13 protein-coding genes are annotated in these 15,939 nt (G+C 52.2%); 4 read left to right on the top strand and 9 right to left on the bottom strand.

All coding sequences use genetic code 11. The features are described from left to right. The first annotated feature begins 270 nt into the window (after positions 1-270). Complete coding sequence (locus H8K38_RS17340; RefSeq protein WP_186886107.1) at positions 271-1,392, top strand: beta-ketoacyl-ACP synthase III; 1,122 nt, start codon at positions 271-273, stop codon at positions 1,390-1,392. A 34-nt stretch (positions 1,393-1,426) separates the two neighbouring features. Here the strand turns inward: H8K38_RS17340 and H8K38_RS17335 are convergent, their stop codons facing one another. The 3 genes from H8K38_RS17335 to H8K38_RS17325 all read right to left on the bottom strand — a co-directional run bounded on the left by H8K38_RS17335 (position 1,427) and on the right by H8K38_RS17325 (position 6,028). Continuing rightward, a complete protein-coding gene (locus H8K38_RS17335; RefSeq protein WP_186886106.1) occupies positions 1,427-3,628 on the bottom strand; it encodes a TonB-dependent siderophore receptor in 2,202 nt (733 codons plus the stop codon). Positions 3,629-3,746: 118 nt separating this feature from the next. Beyond that, a complete protein-coding gene (locus H8K38_RS17330) occupies positions 3,747-5,624 on the bottom strand; it encodes a M56 family metallopeptidase (RefSeq protein ID WP_186886105.1) in 1,878 nt (625 codons plus the stop codon). Continuing rightward, complete coding sequence (locus H8K38_RS17325) at positions 5,621-6,028, bottom strand: BlaI/MecI/CopY family transcriptional regulator (protein ID WP_186886104.1); 408 nt, start codon at positions 6,026-6,028, stop codon at positions 5,621-5,623. Before H8K38_RS17325 ends, H8K38_RS17330 begins: the two co-directional genes overlap by 4 nt. A 287-nt stretch (positions 6,029-6,315) precedes the next feature. Between H8K38_RS17325 and H8K38_RS17320 the strand changes: the two genes are divergently transcribed. Continuing rightward, positions 6,316-8,886: a cation-translocating P-type ATPase gene (locus H8K38_RS17320; RefSeq protein WP_255423058.1), complete on the top strand. Its 2,571-nt coding sequence runs from the start codon at positions 6,316-6,318 to the stop codon at positions 8,884-8,886. Positions 8,887-8,905: 19 nt separating this feature from the next. Here the strand turns inward: H8K38_RS17320 and H8K38_RS17315 are convergent, their stop codons facing one another. From H8K38_RS17315 to H8K38_RS17305, 3 genes are all read right to left on the bottom strand, one after another. Then, positions 8,906-9,427: a TlpA disulfide reductase family protein gene (locus H8K38_RS17315; RefSeq protein WP_186886102.1), complete on the bottom strand. Its 522-nt coding sequence runs from the start codon at positions 9,425-9,427 to the stop codon at positions 8,906-8,908. A gap of 132 nt (positions 9,428-9,559) precedes the next feature. Continuing rightward, on the bottom strand, positions 9,560-10,363 hold the full coding sequence (locus H8K38_RS17310; RefSeq protein ID WP_186886101.1) for a transporter: 804 nt from the start codon (positions 10,361-10,363) through the stop codon (positions 9,560-9,562). Position 10,364: 1 nt separating this feature from the next. Then, positions 10,365-10,820, bottom strand: a complete 456-nt coding sequence (locus H8K38_RS17305) for an Lrp/AsnC family transcriptional regulator (RefSeq protein WP_186886100.1) — start codon at positions 10,818-10,820, stop codon at positions 10,365-10,367. A 132-nt stretch (positions 10,821-10,952) separates the two neighbouring features. Between H8K38_RS17305 and lysA the strand changes: the two genes are divergently transcribed. Further along, positions 10,953-12,200, top strand: a complete 1,248-nt coding sequence (gene lysA / locus H8K38_RS17300) for a diaminopimelate decarboxylase (protein ID WP_186886099.1) — start codon at positions 10,953-10,955, stop codon at positions 12,198-12,200. A gap of 70 nt (positions 12,201-12,270) precedes the next feature. On the opposite strand, the gene H8K38_RS17295 is transcribed toward lysA, so the two are convergent. From H8K38_RS17295 to H8K38_RS17285, 3 genes are all read right to left on the bottom strand, one after another. After that, positions 12,271-13,167, bottom strand: a complete 897-nt coding sequence (locus H8K38_RS17295; RefSeq protein ID WP_186886098.1) for an alpha/beta hydrolase — start codon at positions 13,165-13,167, stop codon at positions 12,271-12,273. A 95-nt stretch (positions 13,168-13,262) separates the two neighbouring features. After that, entirely contained in the window at positions 13,263-13,781 is a 519-nt protein-coding gene (gene sodC / locus H8K38_RS17290) for a superoxide dismutase [Cu-Zn] SodC (RefSeq protein ID WP_370587114.1), read from the bottom strand. A gap of 105 nt (positions 13,782-13,886) precedes the next feature. Then, positions 13,887-14,639 (bottom strand): phytanoyl-CoA dioxygenase family protein, encoded by a 753-nt coding sequence (locus H8K38_RS17285; protein WP_186886097.1) that lies wholly within the window; start codon positions 14,637-14,639, stop codon positions 13,887-13,889. A gap of 142 nt (positions 14,640-14,781) precedes the next feature. On the opposite strand from H8K38_RS17285, the gene H8K38_RS17280 reads away from it, so the two are divergent. After that, the gene (locus H8K38_RS17280) at positions 14,782-15,837 is read left to right on the top strand and encodes a 3-deoxy-7-phosphoheptulonate synthase (protein ID WP_186886096.1); all 1,056 of its coding nucleotides are present in this window, start codon (positions 14,782-14,784) and stop codon (positions 15,835-15,837) included. Positions 15,838-15,939: the final 102 nt, after the last annotated feature.

Below are 15,939 nucleotides of genomic sequence, written 5' to 3'. Positions count from 1 at the left end.
CCTCCCGTCACAGTTAAATGCTTGTTTTTGATTCATTTTTTACCCTACTGGCTAGCATAAAAACTCTATTTCTATCGCTAATCGGATAAATTTGACGGAGTTTTGTGTAAAATTGGGCGACAACGTCGCGCTTACAACGCATTCACATGACCAACATTAGGGCGCCGCTATCCCTCATATTCCGATTATCGTCACCGGTGTAGCGCACACCATGCGCCCGGCACAATATTCCGTAGCGGAAACACGGCACCCAGCATAAGAAAGAAAACGATGAACAAAGTAGTCATCAGCGGCACCGGCCTTTACACACCTTCCGAATCCATCTCCAACGAAGAACTGATCGCCTGTTTTAACGCTTACGTACAGAAATTCAATCAGGAAAACGCCGCCGCCATCGCCGCCGGTGAAGTGACGGCACTCGAAGAATCTTCGGTCGCGTTCATAGAAAAAGCATCTGGCATCAAATCACGCTACGTCATCAACAAAGATGGCATTCTGGATGTGAAACGCATGGTGCCGCGTATTCCAGAACGCAGCGATGACGAGCCTTCAGTGATGTGTGAAATTGCGATGGCCGCTTGCCATCAGGCGCTGGAGCGTGCAGGTCGCACAGCGGCAGACGTTGATGCTGTCATCTGCGCCGCATCGAATATGCAACGTGCGTATCCGGCGATGGCCGTCGAAATTCAGAATGCACTCGGTATTGACGGTTACGGCTTTGACATGAACGTCGCCTGCTCTTCTGCGACGTTTGGTATTCAGGCCGCGGTCAGTGCGATCCAAAGCGGACAAGCCCGTGCGGTGCTGGTCGTCAGCCCGGAAATCACCAGTGGTCATTTGAACTGGCGTGACCGCGACAGCCACTTTATTTTTGGTGACGGCTGTACTGCTATTTTGTTGGAGCGCGCTGATCTGGCAACATCAAAACACCAGTTTGAAATCCTTGGCCTGAAACTGAAAACTCAGTTCTCCAATAACATCCGTAACAATTTCGGTTTCCTGAACCGTGCCGACGAGTCTGGCATCGGCAAACCAGACAAATTATTCCGTCAGCAAGGTCGTAAAGTATTCAAAGATGTGTGCCCGATGGCGGCAGCGACGATCACTTCCACTATCGAATCAACTGGTGTCCCTTTGCAAGACGTCAAACGCTTCTGGCTGCATCAGGCAAATTTGAATATGAACTTGCTGATTTCCCGCATGATACTGGGCCGCGATGCAACGCCTGAAGAGTCACCAACGATACTCGACACTTACGCCAATACATCCTCTGCCGGTTCGATTATCGCGTTCCACAAATATCAGGATGATCTGACCGCCGGTAGCGTGGGCGTAATCTGCTCGTTTGGTGCTGGCTATTCCATTGGCTGTGTGCTGGTGAAGAAACTCTGATCAATCTCTGGCTTCCGGGCTCTGTCAGACAAGGTCACAACTTAAGCTCCCACGCCAGACGCCATGTGCGCGCTGATTGCTGACGACTATTGTCGCTCCAGCGCGCGGTCGGCGTGGTGTAAGTGTCACTATCGACGCTGTCCTGTTGTAGCACATTGCTGACAGACATTCGTAGCTGGCTCTGAGGGTTTTGCTTCCAGGCCAGATAGAGATCAAGATGACGTTTTGGGTTGCGATGAACCCGCATATATTCTGATTCACGCGTAGTATTGCTGGCCTGAAAATGATAGTCCCCACCGATACGCAAACGAGGCAGCAGCTGATAATCTGCCCCTGTGCTGATCAGCAAAGGCACTTGTTGCGATAAGCGATTATCGGGACCAGGAACATTGTCCAGCCTTGACCAATTGCGGTTGAGCGTTGCGCGCAATTCCATGCCGGGGAAACGACTGGATAATTCTGCTAACTTTGTTTTCACTTCGATTTCCAGACCCATCACGCTGGCGCGGCCATGATTGCTCAACACATTCAGCCAGCTGCCGCCGCTCTGGCTAAGCTGCTCCATGATAATGTCGTCAATCTGACGCCGGTACAGATTCGCACTGATCAGGCTGGTGCTACCAAAATAATGTTCATACGCCAGCTCAAGGCCCCACGCACGTTCAGGGCGCAGTTGTGGATTCCCCTGAAAGTCTGCATTAAGCGGAGTATTGTTGTTATCGACGCGAAAACGGCGCGGCACCAGATTGGCAACGCTGGGTAATTTAAAGCTGCGGTTCATTGCAAGCCGCCACTGCGTCTGTTCTGTCTGCTTCCAGACGGTTTGCAGTATGGGACTGGCCATGATCGCAACATTATTGAAATCAAATCCGTCAGCTGCGAGCAACTCTTTACTGCCGCTGGTAATGCGCTCCCAACGCAAGCCCAGATAAGCCGACCAGGTTTTATTGATACGCCATTCATCCTGTATGTAGGCAGCGAATTTATTGATGCGCGCCTGGTAGAAATGCGCATCGCTGATCACGCTGCTATCGCTTACCTGCACATCGCGTTCAAGGCGATTTTCATTGCGCAAGGCGTGGCTGACTTCCCAGCCCAGACTGACAACGTGGTCAGCCGAATACGGCGCAAGATATTTACCTGACAGGCGATATTCATTTTCCAGCGCAGCACCGTTGACGTAGCGTATTTCCTGCAAATTCGCCTGACTATCTTTACCCCAGAACTTAAATTTTGCGTCACGTTCCAGCCTGTTCCATCCAAAGTTAATGTTGAGTTTGGCGCTATCGTCGAGACGACGTTCCCAACTGAGATCATTGCGCGATGTCAGCACATGCGCCGCCCAGATACTATTGTTCGTCGGGAAGTCTGTCGTATCACTGTCGTCTTGCTCATGCTTTGCTTGTTCCAGTCTGCTGGCGTTAATGTTGCCTTGCCAGTTCAGACTGTTTTCTGCATCGATTTTCCATTGGATGCGGGGAGATAAATTTAAGCCATCTTTACGGTTTTGCTGGGTTTGTTGTAGTTGCCTGCGGATTTGTGTTTGCCATTGTCCATTTGCAGGCTGAAAAACAGCGACGTTTTCCGCCAGGCTGATGTCGACATCATTGGTATTGCTTTCGGCATTTCCAGCTAAGACGTAAGAAATATCACCCCATCCTTCCGGAGCCTGCGCCCCAAGGCTCCAGGACACATTACCAGACAACCTGTTTGCTTGCAGGCTGGCATTGGCCTTAAATTCGCTCGCCTGTTTGCTGCTCTTTTTCTTGAGGACAATGTTAATGATGCCTGCGATGCTTTGGGCGCTCATATCAGCACTGGCGACGCGCATAACTTCGATTTTTTCTATCAGGTCGGGAGCAATGTTATCGATGGAAAAACCGCTGGGCGTGGCCTGACCATTGAGCAATATCTGGGTATAACCATTGCCTAAGCCACGCATACGTATTTCAGGCGCTTTTCCCGCGCCTTCACTGATGCTGATGCCGGGCAAACGTTTCAGCACTTCGCTAAGATTGGTATCGCCGTATTTTTCTATCTCGTCACGACCGTAAATGCTGCGCATGCCGATGTCGTCCTGGCGCTCGCGTACTGCCGTTGTTTTTCCGGTGATGTCGACTTGCTGGCTGGTCGCTTGTGCGAACGTAGCTTTACTGGCAAACAGGCTGATGGCAGCCACAGCCAGCACCTTTAATCGCGGCAACTGACTGCCGAAAATTTCACGTGTAAATTGCATGGTGTGTCTTTCTTTTGTTGTGTGTGGACGTGCCCTGTCCTTGCACCGCTCGGGGCGCAATATGTAAGGCATGGGGGGAGATAGCGTCAGCCAGCGAACCTGACTGACTAAAACCTGCTTAGCTGGCTGTGGTCGGTAGCATGGCAGCCCGTATATTCATCACATCACCATCGCGCGCATCAAGGTTTCTGGCATTCAGCAATACCATGACGACAGGCTTGCCTCCGATATTCATACGCATGGCCAGACAGCGACCAGCCGCTTTGGAATAGCCAGTTTTGGACAGACTGATGTTCCAATCCTGGTTGGCCGTCAGGGCATTGCTACTCTGGTATTTTTGCAGCGTGCCGTCGATGAAAACAGCACCTTCGCTACGACTGCTCTGGCGGCTTAACTCAGGATACGCAGCCGCGGCCATCACCAGTCTGGCAATGTCTTTAGCACTGGAGCGATTCTGGCTTGAAATACCGGTCGCTTCGACCAATTGTGTTTGCTGTAGCTTGAGCTGACTTATTTTCTTTTGTGCGGCATCGATAAATGCGGGCTCGCCACCGGGATAAGTTCTGGCCAGCGCCTTTGCAGCGATATTGCTGGAGGCGGTCAGCGCCAGTTCCAGCAAGCTTTGCCGCGTCAGTACCTGACCGGGCTTCAGCATAATCTGACGGGTATTCCAGACTGCAGCATCGTCTTTTGTGATGGTGATTTTCTCCTGTCGATCTAAACCGGCGTCGACAATCAGCATGGCCGTCATCAGTTTGGAGATAGAGGCGATAGGCACAATCGCGTCCGCATCTTTGTCCATCAATACCTGCCCGGTTTGCTCGTCCAGCACAAGCACATGTTCAGACTGGGTGCGGACATATACTGTTCTGCGAGGTGCAGCGTTGTTAGCAGCGTTGTTATCAGTATTGGCGTTGCTGACATTACCATCGATTGCGGTCGGCACGGCATGATGTACTGGCATAGTCACATCCGCCGTTGCCATCATCGGCATCTGCATCAACAGCAGCAATGCCATTCCGATACCCAATACGGGGCTCGCCATTTTCCAGTGCCATGGTTGCGCGTCAGGACGTATCAGGTGTCTGATACGTGACAGCAGGTCACCGCCATTCGCAGCGAGCCCGGGGCGGTAAAGCACACCTGACTCGAGTTTATCCAGCGCTTGCAATGCACACGCCAAAGGGCGGGCGTGACCAACGGCACTGATTGCAAGGTCATCGGCAATCAATTCTCTTTCTGTATTGATGCGCCGTGATAACCACCAGACAGCAGGATGGTAGAACAGCAACGACAAGACCAGATTTTGCAATAAATTGACGGCGTAATCCCAGCGTTTGATATGACCAAGCTCGTGTGCCAGCAAGGCTTCTATCATGTCGTATGACATACCGCTCAGCAGCGACGCAGGCATGAGTATCACCGGTTTGAAACAACCGTAAGTAATGGGGCTGAATAATTGCTGGCGAAATTGCAGCGTTACCTGACGTTGGATACCAAATTTGTGCGCCAGTCGATTGGCGCGACACTGCCATGTTGATGACGCGTCAGCTAAGGTGCCCGTCGCATGCTGCGCTCCCAGCTTGTGTACCCATAGCAAACCCAGCCCAAGGCGTAGCATCATGATCGCGACGCCGAGACTCCAGACACTGACGATAAAGGGCAGGCAGGCGCCGATTCCCGCAACAAAAGCGCTTTCTTTTATCCACACCAGATCCAGAGCGATGGCCGTGTTTGTTGCCAGTTGTAATGCCGCCTCCAGACTGAGCGTTTGAGGCGCCTGCCATTGCTGGACAATGCTCAGCAATGGCCATAACAGGCACAGCAACATGGCGATACAGGCAATCAGATAACGTAAATGCGGGCGGGCATTGCGGCATAGCGCAAACAGGATAGCGCTGATGCTGGCGATCAAAGCGCCCTGCCAGACGAAATTGAGTAAAGGCCAGCCCAATACCTCACTCATGCTGCGCGTCATGATGTCTGCGGATATCATGATTTCTTTTCTTCCTGCAGAATTTGCTCTATCTCTTTGCGTTCTGCGGCGCTGACATGACCACGTAGGGCTGCCAGTACCAGCGCCTTGCCAGAACCGGCAAAGACTTTCTGTATCAGATCCTTGAGCAGATTAGTTTGCAGTGAGTCTTGTTCTTGTGACGGTGCATATACGTGCGATCGCTGGCTTTCATCGCGGGTCAAAATACCCTTCCCATGCATGATTTGCAGATGGCGCAATACCGTCGCATAGGCGAGGTCAGGACGTTCCGCATGGGCAGCCTCATGTACCTGTTTGGCATTCATCGGGCCCTGCTGCCACAGTATCTTAAGCAAATTCAGCTCCGAGGCTGTGGGCTTGGGGATGGCGGATGTGGACGATACAGATTTAGGAACGGAGTTCATGAATAACTTCGAAATCAGGAATGAATGCAGAATAAATGTTCTAGAAACTTTTGTCTAGAAATTTTTTTCTATAATATTTTCGACTAATAAGCACCGGATCTCAGTCCATTGCGACGCTTCATAATGCGACAGTCGCTTGCAAGCCATTGCAAATCAGTCGCCGGACTTGCTCTTGCACAAGCTTATCTGGCGAGTTTGTTTGCTACTATGAGCATGTGTTTTTTGCATACTCCTCACCTGCCAGCTCACGTGAAAAGGTTCAGTACATGGTATCCGAAGTGAACGCAATGACCGGTCTTAGCGCTACGGAAGCCGCCGCCCGGCTGACGGCAGAGGGCGCCAATGAATTACCCTCCGCCAGACCGCGCAACATCGCCAATATGATATGGAAAGTCATCAGTGAGCCCATGCTGCTGTTGCTGTTTGCCTGTGGTGGTGTCTATCTGATTCTTGGCGATACACACGGCGCTGTCGTACTGGTATTTTTTATCCTGATCATCGTCAGCATCAGTCTGTTTCAGGAACATAAAACCGAACGTGCACTCGAAGCACTGCGTGACTTATCCAGCCCACGAGCCATCGTGATACGCGACGGCAGACAGCAAAACATCGCCAGCCGGGACGTCGTTTGCGGTGATTTGCTGGTTTTATCTGAAGGCGACCGTGTCACTGCTGATGCCATATTGCTGTCGTGCATGAATATGAGCGTGGACGAATCCTTGCTGACCGGTGAATCTTTAGCTGTCGGAAAAACAGTGGCAAAGCCGGCGCCGCTCACAATGGGACAAGCTGGCGGCGAACACATGCCTTTTGTGTTTTCCGGATCACTAGTGGTGCAAGGCAACGGCATTGCGCGCGTGATGGCGACTGGCAGCCGCACGGCGATAGGAAAAATCGGACAAGCTCTGGCCAGCGTGCAACAGGAACCAACGCGCGTGCAGACTGAGATGGACAAAGTCGTCAAAATGATCGCCTTTGCCAGTCTGGCTGTCGCACTGCTGCTGACCATTTTCTATGGCATCAGCCGCCACGACTGGTTGAATGGCATACTGGTCGGTATCACGTTTGCCATGGCGCTGATTCCGGAAGAATTACCCGTCGTGCTGGCTCTTTTTCTGGGACTCGGTGCCTGGAGAATTGCCCGACAAAGAGTGTTGACCCGCCGCGTACCGGCAATTGAGATGCTCGGTGAAACAACTGTGCTGTGCGTCGATAAAACCGGCACGCTGACACAAAACAAAATGGCCGTTGCGCGCCTGTTTGCGCAAGGCAGCCACTATTGCTGTACCGTGCCCGATGCGAAGCAGCCGCAGGTACTGGAAGAAGAGTTTCACGAAGTACTGGAATACGCGATTCTGGCCAGTCATCGCTCGCCATTTGATCCTATGGAAGTGGCGATTCAGGAATTCGGAAAATCAATGTTGGGGCAAACCGAACATCTGCACGATAGCTGGACGCTGGTTGATGAATATCCGCTCTCAAAAGAGTTACTGGCGATGTCACGCGTATGGCAATCGGCCGATCAGGCACATTTTGTGATCGCCAGCAAAGGCGCGCCCGAAGCGATTGCCGATCTTTGTCATCTCAGCGTTGAGCAAATAAACGCATTGCACAAGGAAGTCGATCTGCTGGCGAAGCAAGGCTTACGCGTACTCGGAGTCGCCAAAGCGCAATTCAGCCCGGTATCACTGTCTGCAACTGAAAATACTGATAATAAACTGCCGCCTATCCAGCATGATTTCGAGTTTGAGTTCATCGGCCTGATCGCACTCGCTGATCCGATCCGCGCTGGCGTACCCGCGGCGATACAGGATTGCCAGACTGCTGGCATCAGAGTCATCATGATTACCGGCGACTATCCTGCTACCGCGCAAAACATCGCTCAACAATGTGGCTTTGCAACATCCTCCGGCATCATGACCGGCGCCGAATTAACTGCGATTGACGATGCCGAACTCAGCCAACGCATCAAGACAACGAGTATCTTTTGCCGCGTATCGCCAGAGCAAAAACTAAGACTGGTCAACGTGCTGAAAAAGAATGGCGAGATCGTCGCGATGACCGGTGATGGCGTCAATGATGCGCCTGCATTAAAGGCCGCCCATATCGGTATCGCCATGGGCAAGCGCGGCACAGATGTAGCGCGTGAGTCGGCTGCACTGGTATTACTTGATGACGACTTTACAGCGATCGTGGCGACCATACGCTCAGGACGGCGCATCTTCGATAATTTACGCAAAACCATTCGTTTCATCATTGCTGTGCACATTCCGGTGATCGGCATGTCGCTGATTCCGGTGCTTGCAGGCTGGCCGCTGGTGCTGTTGCCCGTGCATATTATGGTGCTGCAACTGATTATTGACCCGACCTGTTCACTGGTGTTCGAGGCGGAATCGGAAGAGCCCGATGTCATGCGCAGACCACCGCGTTCCGTCAACGCCAGTATTTTTGATGCAGCAGTACTGCGCACCGGCTTGTTACATGGCACGGCGTTACTACTGACGGTGCTTGGTATCTATGGCTATGCATTACAGCATTATCCAAATACCGGAGAAGCCCGCGCCCTGGCGTTCACGGCAATGGTGATAGGAAATATCGGTTTGATTTTTATTCATCGCAGTGTGTCGTCAGACATCATCCACAGTCTGCGTTTGCCAAATCCGGCATTGTGGTGGGTGGTCGCTACGGCCTCAGCAATCTTGCTACTTGCGCTGAGTATACCGGCGATCAGTGCACTGTTTCACTTCGGACAACCGGCTTTACCCGAAGTGCTGACCAGCGCCGCAGCGGCTCTGTTTTGTATCGGCCTGATTGCAGCAGCCAAAGCATACCGATACAGACAGCGCCGTTTGTCCTGAGCTGTGTCTCAGATGAAGATCAACCAGCTAAAGCTTTTTCCAACAAACCATGCAATTCAGTGAATGAAGGCTCACCGACATAACGTTTTAAAACATTGCCCTGCTTGTCGATAACATAGGTAGTCGGCGTCAGCTTTACATCGCCGAAAGCCTGCGCCAACTTGCCCTGCACATCCAGTGCAACGTGAAATGGCAGTTGCCGGGTCTCAGCATAATTGACCACATAATTCGGCGGATCGTAGCTCATTGCCACCGCAACAAATTCCAGACCTTGCTTGTTGTACTTGTTATAGGTCTCTATCATGCGTGGCATCTCAGCGATACAAGTAGAACAGGAAGTCGCCCAGAAATTCACCATAACGACTTTGCCGCGCAAATCCTGCGTCGTCAATTTGTCGCCTTTCAGATTGGTGAACGTCACTTGTGGCATCGCGGGTTTGGCAGCGACCGACTGGTAAAAGAGAAAACCAAGCACAGCCAGTGCTATCGCTGCGATAGCGGCAAACAAAGCGAATTTACGTGGAGAAGACGGTGCCAACATGGGACTTCCTCAATAGTTCAGAGATAAGCGGGCATTATACGGTTTAAGCGTGATGTCGGCAGCGTGTCATCCATGTAGCGCCGGATTGACTGCCCTGTGTCTGACCTTCATCAAACGGCTACACTCCTGCAGCTAAAATAATCTGGCAATCGGCACAACAACGCCCGCAAAGAAAGCGCGGTCGGTCGCAGTGGCGCTGATGCCTTTGCTCAACCCTATATCAAAAGTCAAACGTTTGTTCGGACTGTAAGTCAGCGCCAGCAAGATCTGATTTTGCGGCTGACTGCCTTTACTTTTCGTTCCCGACCACTCAGCAGTGACACCCAGAGCCTCGCTGAGGCTATATGAAAAAGCCGAAGACAGACCGGTTTGCCAGCGGGACACGCCGTCATCTGCCCATCCCATTTTCGTCGCGTTCGCATTCAGATCCAGATGCCAGTCGCCCAGGTCTTTGCTGTAAATACCGTTCAGGGTGTAATCGCGTTTTTCTGTACCTATCGCTTGTTTTGCGGTTGGCAGTTTCACGCCCAGCTCCAATCCGAAAGCAGTGTCGCTGTCGATCACAAACGCCCGCTTCAACACCAGATTCACGTCACCCATGCCACGCACACGCGTCCCGGCGCCATCGTCATTCATAACACGAAGATCACCGCCCAATAAGATGCCCCACTGCTCGGAAAAAGCCAGTTTCAACAATGAGGGCAAACTGTCACGCCGGGCGTCTCCCGATTTACCGGATAAAACACCGAACTCCGCTTCGAGCTGACCTGGAAACGGCAATTGTGCCGAGTTCGATACCGATGGCCGATACGGTGTGATCGGCGCATCGTCCTGCTCTGCGGCGCCAGCCTGAAGGCTTACGCTACCAGCCAACAATCCTGCGCCGATACGTTTGATACACGCAGCTGTCGTACCGGAAAATCTCTTATTTTTCATCTCAGCCTCCTTCATGGACAGGTGCAGTAATCGTCTTTCCGGCGACATGCGTCGTCAGCACGATCGCCGTTGATGTCGATCCGAAGGCATTGAGCTCATTGATAATGCGCTGCAAATGCTCCACATCAGTTGCCAGCACACGCATCACTGCACCGTCTTCGCCGGTAACCGTATAACAATCGATAATTTCTGGACAAGATGCGACATACTGAGCGTAAGGTCTGCCCTGCTGCGTCGACAAACGTATCATTGCGGTAATCTGATAACCGAGCGCCTTAGGATTCACGTCTGCACGGTAGCCACGTATGACTTCAGCCGCCTCCAGACGCTTGATGCGTTCGGATACGGCAGGCTGACTCAGATGCACCTGACGGCCAATTTCCGCATGCGACATGCGTGCATCCTGTTGCAATAAACTCAGGATTTTCTGATCAAAATTATCTATTTTTGGATTCATAAGGAGACAAAAGAATTTTCCGTTGAATTCCATCAATCACGGTTGAATTGCTTATGGAATCCTATTTAAGCATCACGAAGCGCTTGTTAAAGTAGAGCTTACACTAAACCCGGTAAGGTTCAAGAGATCATCATGACGACCACTATCAGCAACACCCAGATCGCGCAGATCGCCACAGAATTCCACACCCCTTGCTGGGCATACGATGCCAGCATCATTCGCCAGCAAATCGCCCGTCTTAAACAGTTTGACGTGATCCGATTTGCGCAGAAAGCATCCAGCAATATTCATCTGCTGCGCCTGATGCGCGAACAAGGTGTGATGGTGGATTCTGTTTCTCTCGGTGAGGTTGAACGGGCACTGGCGGCCGGTTATGCGCCAACCGCCAATGCCGATCAGACCCATGCACCGATCGTGTTCACAGCGGATCTGCTGGATCGCAATGCATTGAAACGCGTGGTCGAACTGAATATTCCCGTTAACTGCGGTTCGCCACAAATGCTGGAACAGCTTGGACAGGCACATCGCGGGCATCCGGTCTGGCTGCGTATCAATCCCGGTTTTGGTCATGGTCACAGCCGCAAAACCAATACCGGCGGAGAACAAAGCAAACACGGCATCTGGTTTGAAGAATTGCCGGATGCACTGAAGATCATTGACCAGTATGGTTTGCAACTGGTGGGTCTGCACATGCATATAGGCTCAGGCGTTGATTACGACCACTTGCAAAGCGTCTGCGATGCAATGATCGCGCAGGTAAAAACCGCAAATCGTGACTTACAGGCGATCTCCATCGGCGGCGGCTTATCGATTCCTTATCGTGGCGATGAAGCTGTGGTCGATACCGATCATTATTTCCAGATCTGGGATAAAGCGCGTAAAGAAATTGAAGCGCATCTCGGCCACAAAATCAGTATGGAAATTGAACCGGGACGTTTTCTGGTTGCACAGTCGGGCATCCTGATTTCGGAATTACGTGCGCAAAAACAAGTCGGCAGTAATTTCTTTGTACTGGTCGACGCCGGCTTTAATGATCTTGCCCGCCCGGCGATGTATGGCAGTTTCCATCGCATCACCGCCCACACCGCGGACGGCACACCGCGCACGACCGCATTGAAGCCAACCGTGGTGGCGGGTCCTTTGTGCGAATCCGGTGATGTGTTCACACAGGAAGACGGCGGCGTCGTGATAACGCAGGATTTACCCGCCTGCGAAATCGGAGATCTGTTTGTCTTTCACGATACCGGCGCTTACGGTGCCAGCATGTCGTCGAATTACAATTCACGTCCGCTGATTCCGGAAGTGCTGGTCGATGGCGATAAAATCACGCAAATCCGCCGTCGTCAGACCATACAGGAACTCATCGCTTTAGAGCTGTAATACAGGGCCCATTGCGATGAAAACGAAAGGCGCTATACGTGCCATACAGCTCACGCTGTTGCGCCTTTTTTTATTTCAGACAAGCTCCGAGAAACTCCTGAATTTTTGCGGACACCTGGCGTCCCTGAGAACCAAAAGCGAAATGATCGGCATCGGCAATCGTCATTAACTCCACAGCCGCGCCAGCTGCTTTCATTTTCTTTGTAAAATCCTTAGCCTGTTGCACAGGTACAGTCGCATCCAGCTCGCCCTGCAACAGCAATAATGGCGGCAACTTATTTTTCAGCTTGCCTGATGCCGGGATATAACTGACAGGACTGGCGTCTTGGTAGGTCTTCGCCGATGCAGAAAAATCCTCACCCAGCAACGATTTCAGCATCACCCGCGGTGACATGGGGCCACGTATTGCAGGGTCGGCAGTCTGCCACCAATTGGGGAAATCCAGCGGGGGCGCGTGTAACACTGCACACCGCAACTGACTGCTGACGCCGCTGTAACCACCAGCGCTGTCCCACCTCCCTGGCGTGACCGCTGCCAGTGCGAGCAGGTGCGCACCGGCAGAAACACCAAATGCACCAATTTTCTCTGGATTGATCTGATACTCAACTGCTTGGCTGCGTAACCAGCGCACCGCACATTTCACATCCTCTATCTGCGCAGGAAACCGTGCTGCTGGTGCCAGGCGGTAATCGACACTCATCGCGACAAAACCCATACGCGATAAATGCTGCAACAAACCGTGTAAATCCGCACGGGAACCACCGAGCCAGCCACCGCCATGCACCACCATCACCGCAGAGTACGGCGGCGATGCATTGGTCGCCGGCAGCACATCAAATTTCAGCGGTACGTCATTGCCGCAAGCGGTGACGGTTTGCAATACAGGCATCGCTGCAGGCGTTACAGCCTGTGCCGGATGAATGAAGGTCACCAGAATCAACAAAGTGAAACAAAGACGCAGAAGCATAAAAAACCATTAAAAATAAAGTACAAAGAAAAAAACCTCACGTCAGACGCAAGGTTTTTATATCACGACACAAAAGCTGTTCACACGCTTGCAATTTATGGAACCACGCCACACGCCATGCGAGCACCGCCGCCGCCCAGCATCGCAGGATGATCGCTGTGATTATCGCCACCCGCGTGCACCATCAGCGCATGTCCGCTCAGATCGGCCGCTTTCAGACGCGGTGCCAGCACCGGATAATTCGCCTTGCCATCCGCACTCACGTACAACGCTGGTAAATCGCCTTTATGTCCTTTGCCATACGGCCCCAGATGCGCGCCTGATTTTTCCGGGTCCCAGTGCCCTCCGGCGCCCAGCGCGGCGGTTGCCACGCCATTATTTGCCGCAGGTGCGCAAGAAGGATTCGCGTGTACGTGAAAACCGTGCACACCGGCTGGCAAACCAGTTAAATCCGGTGTAATCAGCAAACCGTAGGCAGTATCTTCCAGTGTCACTTTGCCAGCAGTACCAAGATTGCCGCTCGCATCGACAAAATGCAATTCCAGTGTTTGTGCCTGCGCGATTCCAGTGATCAGGCTTGCCGCAATCAGACTCAGCTTCATTTTCGATAACATGGTGTCTCCTCAGGTTGTAAGACAGGTGAAACGAAGCCATTGCATGCAACAACATTCTGCAACGGCCTTTGAATCACAGCAAAGACTGACTATACACTTTTTATATCACAAAAGAATTTCAGGCAAACTCGCCGAACGCGAACCTGCTTCCGGCACATTTTCCGCATCCCGGTAAGTGAACACCATAGAAAATTTGCCTGCCGTGGTCAGATTTTTTCCAGCAGCATGAAACAAATTACTGTGAAACAGCAAGACATCGCCTTGCTGCAAAATCACCGGACGCGCCTTTGCCAGCAAGGCTTGATTCTGCGGCAAATCAGCACGTAAAAACTGCGCAGCATCTAATTGCGACGCCTCTATCTGAAGCTGATGCGATCCCGGTATCACCAGCAGACATCCGTTTTCCACCGTTTCATGTCGTAACGCCAGCCACGCTGAAATCAGTTCGGCGCGCGCAAAATGCCAGTAGCGGCTGTCACGGTGCCAGCCAGTTGCCGTGGAATACTGCGGCTGTTTCGTCATGATGCAATTGTGATGTGCTTGCGACATCAGCGCACCATTGCCAAGTAATTGCAACAATGGCTGCGCCAGTGCCGCGCCTGTCGCCCATGTTGCCAGCAGAGAATCACGCCCATACGCCTGCAACAAACGGCGTGCGGTATGCCCACCTTCGGCTTCGCGCGATGCCGGTGCGCCGGGATAGCGGGTATCCGCCTCATATTCTATGGGCTGTACATCATCCGCTAATTGTTGCTCTGCAAAGCGAATCACTTGTTCGCAAAAATCCGGCGTTGCCAATCCTGGTAAAACTAAAAAACCCTGAGTCTGAAACTCCTGAATCTGATCATGACTAAGCATTGTTATTGCCAATTTTCAAAAAGTGCAAAGCACTATTGTGCCACGCACTCGACACCGCGTTGCCCTGAAAACAGGCAAGTTTTGCGGCAGAGCAGCAAATTAAGTCATAATAGTCTCCAGGTTTTTCACTACTGACACCAACATGACTACTACCGCACTCGAAAATATCAACATCGTCTCGTTTGATCACATGCCTGCGCCGGAAGAGCTGCACGCCCGTTTGCCGCTCACGGAAGCGGCAGGTAATGTCGTCGAACAAAGCCGCGAAGCCCTGCGCAATATCCTTGATCGCAAAGACAAACGTCTGTTCGTCGTCGTCGGCCCTTGCTCCATTCACGATCCGGTGGCGGGTCTGGATTACGCGCGTCGTCTGAAAGCGTTGCAGGCAGAAGTCAGCGATGTGATGTTGCTGGTGATGCGTGTCTATTTTGAAAAACCACGCACCACGACCGGCTGGAAAGGTTACATCAACGACCCGTATCTGGATGATTCTTTCCGTGTCGATGAAGGCATGGAAAAAGCGCGTCGCTTTTTACTCGACGTCTGCGAGCTCGGTTTGCCTACCGGCACCGAGGCACTCGACCCGATTTCACCGCAATACCTGGGTGATCTGATCGCCTGGACAGCAATTGGCGCACGTACGACAGAATCGCAGACCCACCGGGAAATGTCGTCCGGTCTGTCAACACCAGTCGGTTTCAAAAATGGTACTGACGGTGACATCAGCATCGCGATCAATGCGATTCTGTCCGCCTCGCATCCACATTCCTTCCTCGGCTACAACAGTCAGGGTCAGGTGTCGATAGTACGCACCAGCGGCAATCAATATGGCCATGTCGTGTTGCGTGGCGGCGGTGATCGTCCTAACTACGATACGGTGTCGGTAGCGATGGCGCAGCAGGCACTGGTGAAAGCGAAACTGCCGCCGAACATCGTGGTTGACTGCTCACATGCCAACAGCTTCAAAAAGCCGGAATTGCAACCACTGGTGATGGCGGATGTGGTGAACCAGATCGCCAACGGCAATGACGCTATCGTCGGCGTGATGATCGAATCGAATATCGTCGCGGGTAATCAGGCGATTCCTGCCGATTTATCGCAACTGAAATACGGCTGTTCCGTCACCGATGCCTGTGTGGACTGGAGCACGACAGAAAATATGCTGCGTGAAGCAGCCGCCAGATTGCGTCAGAAATAATCTGGCTCAATCTGGTTCAGCATGTAAAAAGCGCAGTGTGAAAAATCACACTGCGCTTTTTTTATATTTCCACTGACAGTTACGCGAGCAGAATTTTCTGTC

Source organism: Undibacterium sp. FT79W (genome assembly GCF_014284215.1).
Classification (GTDB): domain Bacteria; phylum Pseudomonadota; class Gammaproteobacteria; order Burkholderiales; family Burkholderiaceae_D; genus Undibacterium; species Undibacterium aquatile.
Note: the sequence above shows the minus strand (reverse complement) of the source record. Positions and strands in the feature narration are given on the sequence as shown.

Excerpts from the sequence above, each read along its gene's own strand:
- H8K38_RS17320 (WP_255423058.1), top strand. The coding sequence starts at position 6,316 with ATGACCGGTCTTAGCGCTACGGAAGCCGCCGCCCGGCTGACGGCAGAG.
- lysA (WP_186886099.1), top strand. The coding sequence starts at position 10,953 with ATGACGACCACTATCAGCAACACCCAGATCGCGCAGATCGCCACAGAA.
- H8K38_RS17330 (WP_186886105.1), bottom strand. The coding sequence starts at position 5,624 with ATGATATCCGCAGACATCATGACGCGCAGCATGAGTGAGGTATTGGGC.
- H8K38_RS17305 (WP_186886100.1), bottom strand. The coding sequence starts at position 10,820 with ATGAATCCAAAAATAGATAATTTTGATCAGAAAATCCTGAGTTTATTG.
- H8K38_RS17310 (WP_186886101.1), bottom strand. The coding sequence starts at position 10,363 with ATGAAAAATAAGAGATTTTCCGGTACGACAGCTGCGTGTATCAAACGT.
- H8K38_RS17285 (WP_186886097.1), bottom strand. The coding sequence starts at position 14,639 with ATGCTTAGTCATGATCAGATTCAGGAGTTTCAGACTCAGGGTTTTTTA.
- H8K38_RS17295 (WP_186886098.1), bottom strand. The coding sequence starts at position 13,167 with ATGCTTCTGCGTCTTTGTTTCACTTTGTTGATTCTGGTGACCTTCATT.
- H8K38_RS17340 (WP_186886107.1), top strand. The coding sequence starts at position 271 with ATGAACAAAGTAGTCATCAGCGGCACCGGCCTTTACACACCTTCCGAA.
- H8K38_RS17335 (WP_186886106.1), bottom strand. The coding sequence starts at position 3,628 with ATGCAATTTACACGTGAAATTTTCGGCAGTCAGTTGCCGCGATTAAAG.
- H8K38_RS17315 (WP_186886102.1), bottom strand. The coding sequence starts at position 9,427 with ATGTTGGCACCGTCTTCTCCACGTAAATTCGCTTTGTTTGCCGCTATC.
- sodC (WP_370587114.1), bottom strand. The coding sequence starts at position 13,781 with ATGTTATCGAAAATGAAGCTGAGTCTGATTGCGGCAAGCCTGATCACT.
- H8K38_RS17325 (WP_186886104.1), bottom strand. The coding sequence starts at position 6,028 with ATGAACTCCGTTCCTAAATCTGTATCGTCCACATCCGCCATCCCCAAG.
- H8K38_RS17280 (WP_186886096.1), top strand. The coding sequence starts at position 14,782 with ATGACTACTACCGCACTCGAAAATATCAACATCGTCTCGTTTGATCAC.